The following is a 7,734-nucleotide window of genomic DNA, read 5'->3' as shown; positions in this document are numbered from 1 at the left end:
TCGTCGTGTTCATCGAACAGCTCATACACTCTCCCTTATACTGGATATAGAGTTCGTGTTCCCCATCTACCTCTTTGAGATCGATCACTTCAACATCCCCATGGTCAGCTTTGAGTGTCGGGCGGATGTACTCTTCGAGGATCGATTCAATACTGCGGAGTTTTTGTACCAAACTCATAGCATTGAAGTTTCCGTCCCCTTTGGCTTCTTTGATCTTTTTACTGATTGCCTCTTTTTGCAGTTCAGCCGTGATTTCGGCGAGCATATCGACGAGGTAGACATCTTTTTTCTCATGTCCACCGGGTTTGATACACGATTTACAAAAGCCGCCCGCTTTGGTGTAGTCGGTGATAGCTTCAATCGTTTCAAGCTTGTTCAAACGGATCACCTCTTTGAGGGTATCGAGACTCACACGGGCACATTCGCACACGATAAATTCGGTCTCGAACTCCGCCATATCGACCCCTTTATAGATCGATGCCGCTTTTTTGATCACATCATACGCCATAACGGAACAGTGCATTTTTTGCCCAGGAACCGCAGGGATATCTTCCTCGTCACGGAGCGCTTTTTCCACATCGATATTGGTAATTTTGAGCGCTTCATCGACCGTTTTTTCCATACAAAGCTCCGCCATCATGTCAGAACTGGCGATTGCCGTTCCGCATCCGAAACTTTTAAATCTACTTTTTACAATAACATCATTTTTAGGATCGATCATCCAGTAGAGTCGCACCGCATCCCCACAGCTTTCAGCACCGAAATCGGCAATAATCAGTTTTTTATCCGCAGCATCCGCTTCTTCTTGGGTAATCTCGCCCATATTGATCGGATCGTTCATCCGTCGTTGTACTTCGCTTGAATACTCTTCCCATAATGCTCCGCCGATTAATGTATCTCGTGCCATTGTTTTCCCCTTGATCGATGATAATATTCTCTTCATTGCAATAGCTGTTCTTATCCACAAATGACAATTTTGTAGCACTTATAATCAAGAACGCTCTATGCACCCCAACTTCATAGCCGTTGATTATTTTATAAGCAATGAGTTGGTGAATACTCTCACCGATTCAACTTATAATGACACATCAACAAACCATATTAAAGGGGTCCAAAATGGTCCAGATTACCGCTGTATTTAACCGCCACTGCTTAAACGATGTTCTTCGTGAACTTTTTGATAATGAAATCGAAGGAGTTACCGTTACCGAAGTCATCGGAAAAGGTTCCCTCGGAATTGCTGAAAAAAACAACGCACCCGATTTGTATCCGAAAGTAATGGTCATTATCGTCGTCTCCAACGATAAAACCAAAGAGGTCACAATGGAAGCAATCCGCGCCCACACACAAGATTTAGGTCACGGTGCAGGTAAAATCTGGGTCACTCCGGTACTCGAAGTTGAGCGTATCCGTACAGGGGAGAAAGACGAAGTAGCTCTTACACAACCAACCCCGCGTGCAATCCCTAAAACCAATACTTTCTTCACCGCTGTCGATACCCCATCGAGCTAATAGCGCTATAACTTCCGCAATACCTTTGCGTTGCGGAGGATCAATGGCATATTTCTCAACTATATTTATCTATAATATCGCCCAATAAATTATTAGGAAATAGTATGGATTTAAAACAACAATTAATCGATTTCGGATGCGGGATAGAGTTTGTCGAGATCGCGTTAGGATATACCCAATTTTATCAACCAGATCAAGAGATTGAAACTTTTATCGAATATGTCGAAGAAGAACATGCCAAAGTTGAAGAAGCAGAAGCGCTCAAAGAAATGGAAAATGAAACTATCAAACCATCCGATCTAAATGAAGCCTTTAAAATCTTTGAAGAGGAAGAGGAGCTTTTGGAGAAACAAAGCTGATCTTTATTTATTTGCGTGATAATTCTCTCAACATACGTCCCCCACTTCTTTATAATGTGCAAGTGGGGAAGTGCTTATGACTCCTAATAACAAATTTCACTTATCGTATCAAAACCAAATTGATCTTCTCAAAAATCGCGGTCTTATCATCAATGATGAAGATTTTGCCATCGCTAAAAAGTCAACATAATCATTCACAAAATTCCTTTTTCCCGTATTACGTAACAGAAATCTATATTAGATTAAAAATAGTGAATTTTTGATACTATAGTTTGAAAATATACATAGTGAGTTTCATAATGGCAATTCCAAGAGTTTTTATTAGTTCGACATGTTATGACTTAAAGCATATTAGAGAAAGTCTCAAATATTTTGTAAAAACTGTCGGTTATGACCCTGTTTTATCTGATGACGGTGATGTTTTCTATAATCCTTCAGCACATACACATGATTCTTGCATCAAAGAAGTCGAAACCTGTCAGCTTTTTATATTAATTATTGGAGGTAGATACGGCGGAACTTTTGTGGGTAAAGAAACCTCAATTACTAACAATGAGTACAAAGAAGCGATTAAAAACAACATTCCCGTTTTCGCTCTCATTGAAAATGCTGTCTATTCAGATCATCATGTTTTTGCCACAAATAAAAAGAATAACCCTACAATAGCCGACCAAATCGAATATCCAAGTGTTGATAATGTAAAAATTTTTGATTTTATCGATGAAGTACGGAAAAATGTAAAAAATAATGCCATTTTTCCATTTGGAAATTTTTCAGATATTGAAGGATATTTGAAGAAACAGTGGGCTGGTATGATGTATGATTTTCTACTCCAACGAAACAGTGAAGATGCTTCAAAAATCACTAATAGACTTTTAGATGATCTATCATTAGCAACAAAAAAATCACAAGAGTTAATCAAAGTTTTGTTAAAAGCCACCAATTCAGACGAAGCAGAAAAAGCGATTGAACAAATAGATTATAAAGTTGAAGCAGAAAATTTTGTACGCTTAATCCAAGATACTTTTAGTATACCATTTCTTAGATACACGACAATCGATGAATTAAAAGCAATAGACTTAAATCAAAATACATGGTGGAGCTTCCTTGAAAAAACGAATGATTTTTTTACTGAAGAGTGGGATGAGGAGGAAGGATTTGGTGTTGTCTTGTGGATTAGAGATCAGGGCGTAGGACTTGGAATCAAAAGTTATACAAATGGGAAACCTACAACCATAGCTCATCCGAAAATAGAACAAGCCTATAATGCGTTAAAAGAAGTCGACGAATCAGTCAGATTTGAAATATACAATAAACTTGTCAATAATAATTCCCTGTTTGATTAATAGTATTATAATGGTGGTCAAGGGTAAATTAGCTTTATATTAACCCTATCAACGCCTCCAACAACACCGGAGGCATAATCACTAGCCCCACTTTCATATACTCACCTATCCGATTTTGACCATGGCTGATTCATTCTTTACTGTTTGTTATTCAGATCGTCATGCTGAACTTGATTCAGCATCTAAATTGTATTTTAGATCCCGTATCAAGTACGGGATGACAAAGAAGAATACTAGAATGAATCAGCCGTGCAATTTTGACCCCTTTGTGCGCCAAAACGTAAAATACTCTGTATAATTCTATTAATAGTACTATTAAGGAGACGATTATGATAGTAATGGCGAATGAAGTCAAGACAAAAGGGGTTTCACTCTTCGATAAACTCTTCGAAAAAGCCGAAGAGGTCATCATAAACGTGCGCGGTAAAAACAAATACGTCGTAATCGATATGGAACGCTATAAAGAACTGCGCGCGATGGAACTCGATAAAGCGTATGATAATGCGATGGCGGACATAAAGGCAGGACGCTATACAACTGATGTAGATGCGCATCTCCGTGAGATTCACGAGTTAGCCAATGAACTATGAAATCCATTTAACCGACGATTACCAAAAAAAAGCCAGAAAATTTATCAAACGTCATAAAGACATGGCATCTCGGTATGACAAAACCATACAGATTTTAAGGGAAAATCCCTATCACCCCTCGTTGCGACTCCATAAATTAAACGGAGAGTTACACGAGTATTATTCCGTATCTATCAATATCGAGTACCGAATTATCATGGATTTTATCGTTGTAGACAAAATCATCATCCCCCTCAACATCGGAACCCACGACGAAGTCTATTAGCTTATTATCAAACCGCAAGCTTATAAGCGCTATAATTGCGAAAAATATAACCTAAGGACTTTGCATTGAGAAGTCATTTTTGTACCGATTTAAGTGAAGCAAACGTAGGCGATAACGTCGTCCTATGCGGTTGGGCGAACAGCTACCGCGACCATGGTGGGATTGTTTTTATCGATTTACGCGATAAAAGCGGTCTGATTCAGCTTGTATGCGACCCTGCTGACAATGCTCATGCTCATAAACTTGCCAGTGAAGTACGTGATGAATTTGTTCTCATCGCTCATGGACGCGTCCGTTCTCGTGGTGAGGGACTGGTAAATCCACGTCTCAAAACAGGTGCTATCGAAGTAGTTGTCGAAGAGCTCATCATCGAAAATCGCTCCGAGCCGGTTCCGTTCGTGATCGGTGACAACACTGTGGGTGAAGAAACTCGCCTTAAATACCGTTACCTTGATCTACGTAATCCACTCATGTACAACACCTTTATGCTCCGATCCAAAGCGGCAATCGCGGCACGTAATGTCCTCGATAAACTCGGATTTTTGGAAGTTGAAACCCCGATTTTGACCAAATCAACCCCTGAGGGTGCACGTGACTATCTCGTTCCGAGCCGTGTACATGAGGGTGAATTCTACGCCCTACCTCAATCTCCTCAGCTTTTCAAACAGCTCTTGATGGTTGGAGGGTTTGATCGTTATTTCCAAATCGCGAAATGTTTCCGTGACGAAGATTTGCGTGCTGATCGTCAACCTGAATTTACCCAAATCGACGTCGAGATGAGCTTCTGTAACCAAGAAGATGTTATCCGTGTTGCCGAAGAACTCATCACGGGTATGTTCGCTAGTGCGGGACACGAAGTCCATACGCCGTTCAACCGTATCAAATACTCCGATGCAATGGAGTGGTACGGTTCAGATAAACCCGACCTCCGTTATGATCTTAAAATGGTCGATGTAATCGATATCTTCGCACGTTGTGACAACGAAATTTTCACAGGGATCGCGGCTAACCCAAAAATGAACCGTATCAAAGCGCTTCGTGTTCCGGGTGCTGATTTGGCATTCTCTAAACGTGAAATGAAAAGCTTCGAAGATTACGTTCGCAAATTCGGGGCTAAAGGTCTCGGTTACTTCCAAATGAAAGAGGATGGTCTCAAAGGACCATTGGAAAAATTCTTTGCTCCTGAAGATTTACAACTCCTCATTGATCGTACCGGTATGGAAGTGGGCGACGTTGTCTTCTTCGGTGCGGGAGATAAAAAAACCGTGTGGGATTATATGGGACGTTTCCGTATCTTCATCGCAGAACATGAAAAAATGAACCTGATCGACAAAGATCGCTTCGAATTTGTCTGGGTTGTTGATTTCCCGATGTTCGAAATCGAAGAGGGTCGTGTCAAAGCCCTTCACCATCCGTTCACCATGCCGCGTGATTTGAACCACGAACACCTCGAAGACATCGAATCGATTGCTTACGATATCGTACTTAATGGAACCGAACTTGGCGGCGGATCGATCCGCATCCATAAACAAGCTCTTCAAGAGCAAATCTTCACCCTCCTCGGTATCGGTGAAGAGGAAGCACAAGAGAAATTCGGGTTCCTCCTCGATGCACTCAAATTCGGAGCACCGCCACACGGTGGTTTCGCTATCGGATTTGACCGTTTCATGATGTTGCTCTCCAAAAAAGATAGCATCCGTGACGTTATCGCGTTCCCGAAAACCCAAAAAGCTTCTTGTATCATGACTCAAGCGCCGAGTCCGGTCGAGTTGACTCAACTTCGTGAGCTCCATATCCGTCTTAGAGAGAGTGCAAAGTAATCATGAAAAAGCTTTTTTTGATTATCGGCGCACCGGGTTCAGGAAAAACGACTGATGCGGAGATTATTGCGGAACGTAACAGTGATGATATTATCCATTACTCTACCGGTGATCTCCTCCGCGCCGAAGTAGCGAGCGGAAGCGAACGTGGACAACTCATCCACAGCTTTATCAGCCGTGGACAGATCGTCCCTATCGAGATCGCGATTGATACGATTACCAGTGCAATCAAAATTGCCCCCTCAGACGTGATCTTGTTCGATGGCTATCCTAGATCATTCGAGCAAATGAGCGAACTCGATAAATACTTGCAAAACGACCACTCCATCGAGCTTGTCAGTGTTATCGAAGTCGTAGTGAGTGAAGAGGTCGCACGAGATCGTGTACTAGGACGTTCTCGCGGTGAAGATGATAAAGAAGAAGTATTTAACAACCGTATGAGTGTTTATACCGATCCTTTAGCGGTTATTCAAGCTTTTTATGAGGAAAAAAATCTCCTCCATAAAATCAACGGCGAACGATCCATCGAAGCGATTGTCGATGAGATGGAACTTTTTATCGAATCAAAAATCTAATTAATAGGAATTAATATGAAAATCATTCTTTTGGGTGCTCCGGGTGCCGGAAAAGGGACACAAGCTCAGTTTTTGACAAAGACATTCGGTATTCCACAAATCTCTACGGGCGATATGCTCCGCGCCGCTATCAAAGCAGGAACCGAACTTGGAACATTGGCGAAATCGTTTATGGATTCGGGCAAACTTGTCACCGATGAGATTATTATCGGTCTTGTTAAAGAACGTATTTTAGAAGACGATTGTAAAAACGGTTTCCTCCTCGATGGTTTCCCACGTACCGTTCCTCAAGCTGACGCTCTCAAAGAAGCAGGTGTAGCAATCGATGCCGTGATCGAGATCGATGTTGCTGATAGCGTTATCGTTGAGCGTATGTCTGGACGCCGTGCCCACCTCGCATCGGGACGTACCTATCATGTCGTTTTCAATCCGCCGAAAGTGGAAGGAAAAGATGACGAAACGGGAGAAGAACTCGTACAACGAGCTGATGATAAAGCCGAAGTAGTACTTGACCGTCTCCGTGTCTACCACGAGCAAACCGCTCCCCTTGTCAACTACTATCAAGGTGTTGCGGCGGCTGATAGCTCTGTAAAATACATCACCATCGACGGAACCCAAAAAATCGATGCGGTTGAGCAAGAAATTCTCACCCAATTAAAATAATTTCTCTTCTCCCCTTCGCGGGGAATCTCGTGTTATAATCCTTGTATGAAAACACCCCACATTTATGCCGTTATTATCGGTTCTGAAATCCTAAACGCCCGTCGTGAAGACAAACATTTTCTCTATATTCGTGATGCCCTGCTCCGTCGCGGTCATACCCTCTTCTCTTCCTTCATCATCAAAGATGATCCCTTATTGATTCATAACACCTTCGCAATGATCAAAAACGATCCTGATGCGGTGATGTTCAGTTTCGGCGGGATCGGTTCAACCCCAGATGATTTGACCCGCCAGATTGCCTCCGATGTCTTCGGTGATGGGGTATTGGTACCTCATGAGCAATTTGCCGGTTATATCATCGAGCGATTCGCAGATGCGGCCTACCCGCACCGTATCCACATGGCAGAACTCCCAAAGAATTCGGGACTGCTCCATAACGTCATTAACAATATGTCGGGCTTTTACCTCGAAGATCGCTTTTTTTTCATGCCGGGATTTCCGGAAATGTCCCACCCGATGGTCGAAGAGGCACTGGAGCGGTTTTATCCCCAAGCCCCAAAGCTCTATCGCCATACGCTCATAGCTCAGACCTCAGAAAATACGT

10 protein-coding genes are annotated in these 7,734 nt (G+C 42.3%); 9 read left to right on the top strand and 1 reads right to left on the bottom strand.

Annotation, left to right across the window (positions count from 1 at the left end; translation table 11 throughout):
• Positions 1-907 (bottom strand): iron-sulfur cluster assembly scaffold protein (locus tag JZU62_RS10175; protein ID WP_295014449.1); only part of this gene is annotated, 907 nt, incomplete at its 3' end.
• A gap of 209 nt (positions 908-1,116) precedes the next feature.
• Here JZU62_RS10175 and JZU62_RS10170 point away from each other — a divergent pair.
• The 9 genes from JZU62_RS10170 to JZU62_RS10130 all read left to right on the top strand — a co-directional run.
• Complete coding sequence (locus JZU62_RS10170; protein WP_295014447.1) at positions 1,117-1,512, top strand: P-II family nitrogen regulator; 396 nt, start codon at positions 1,117-1,119, stop codon at positions 1,510-1,512.
• 104 nt (positions 1,513-1,616) lie between these two features.
• Positions 1,617-1,871, top strand: a complete 255-nt coding sequence (locus JZU62_RS10165) for a hypothetical protein (RefSeq protein ID WP_295014445.1) — start codon at positions 1,617-1,619, stop codon at positions 1,869-1,871.
• Between the two features lie 299 nt (positions 1,872-2,170).
• On the top strand, positions 2,171-3,217 hold the full coding sequence (locus JZU62_RS10160) for a DUF4062 domain-containing protein (protein WP_295014443.1): 1,047 nt from the start codon (positions 2,171-2,173) through the stop codon (positions 3,215-3,217).
• Positions 3,218-3,546: 329 nt separating this feature from the next.
• Positions 3,547-3,807, top strand: coding sequence for a type II toxin-antitoxin system prevent-host-death family antitoxin (locus JZU62_RS10155; protein WP_295014441.1), 261 nt, complete (start codon positions 3,547-3,549; stop codon positions 3,805-3,807).
• On the top strand, positions 3,797-4,072 hold the full coding sequence (locus JZU62_RS10150) for a type II toxin-antitoxin system RelE/ParE family toxin (RefSeq protein ID WP_295014439.1): 276 nt from the start codon (positions 3,797-3,799) through the stop codon (positions 4,070-4,072). The genes JZU62_RS10155 and JZU62_RS10150 overlap by 11 nt, the downstream gene beginning before the upstream one ends.
• A gap of 65 nt (positions 4,073-4,137) precedes the next feature.
• Positions 4,138-5,892, top strand: coding sequence for an aspartate--tRNA ligase (gene aspS / locus JZU62_RS10145; RefSeq protein ID WP_295014437.1), 1,755 nt, complete (start codon positions 4,138-4,140; stop codon positions 5,890-5,892).
• A gap of 2 nt (positions 5,893-5,894) precedes the next feature.
• The gene (locus JZU62_RS10140) at positions 5,895-6,467 is read left to right on the top strand and encodes an adenylate kinase (RefSeq protein ID WP_295014435.1); all 573 of its coding nucleotides are present in this window, start codon (positions 5,895-5,897) and stop codon (positions 6,465-6,467) included.
• A gap of 15 nt (positions 6,468-6,482) precedes the next feature.
• Positions 6,483-7,130 (top strand): adenylate kinase, encoded by a 648-nt coding sequence (gene adk / locus JZU62_RS10135; RefSeq protein WP_295014433.1) that lies wholly within the window; start codon positions 6,483-6,485, stop codon positions 7,128-7,130.
• A gap of 45 nt (positions 7,131-7,175) precedes the next feature.
• The coding region (locus JZU62_RS10130; protein ID WP_295014432.1) for a molybdopterin-binding protein at positions 7,176-7,734 on the top strand (559 nt) is incomplete at its 3' end.

This window comes from Sulfuricurvum sp. (genome assembly GCF_019163035.1).
In the GTDB taxonomy this organism is placed as follows: Bacteria; Campylobacterota; Campylobacteria; order Campylobacterales; family Sulfurimonadaceae; genus Sulfuricurvum.
This window is presented reverse-complemented; position numbering and strand designations above follow the sequence as displayed.

Bases quoted from the DNA above. Each gene is read 5' to 3' on its own strand.
- JZU62_RS10170 (WP_295014447.1), top strand. From the start codon at position 1,117: ATGGTCCAGATTACCGCTGTATTTAACCGCCACTGCTTAAACGATGTT.
- JZU62_RS10165 (WP_295014445.1), top strand. From the start codon at position 1,617: ATGGATTTAAAACAACAATTAATCGATTTCGGATGCGGGATAGAGTTT.
- adk (WP_295014433.1), top strand. From the start codon at position 6,483: ATGAAAATCATTCTTTTGGGTGCTCCGGGTGCCGGAAAAGGGACACAA.
- JZU62_RS10160 (WP_295014443.1), top strand. From the start codon at position 2,171: ATGGCAATTCCAAGAGTTTTTATTAGTTCGACATGTTATGACTTAAAG.
- JZU62_RS10155 (WP_295014441.1), top strand. From the start codon at position 3,547: ATGATAGTAATGGCGAATGAAGTCAAGACAAAAGGGGTTTCACTCTTC.
- JZU62_RS10150 (WP_295014439.1), top strand. From the start codon at position 3,797: ATGAACTATGAAATCCATTTAACCGACGATTACCAAAAAAAAGCCAGA.
- JZU62_RS10140 (WP_295014435.1), top strand. From the start codon at position 5,895: ATGAAAAAGCTTTTTTTGATTATCGGCGCACCGGGTTCAGGAAAAACG.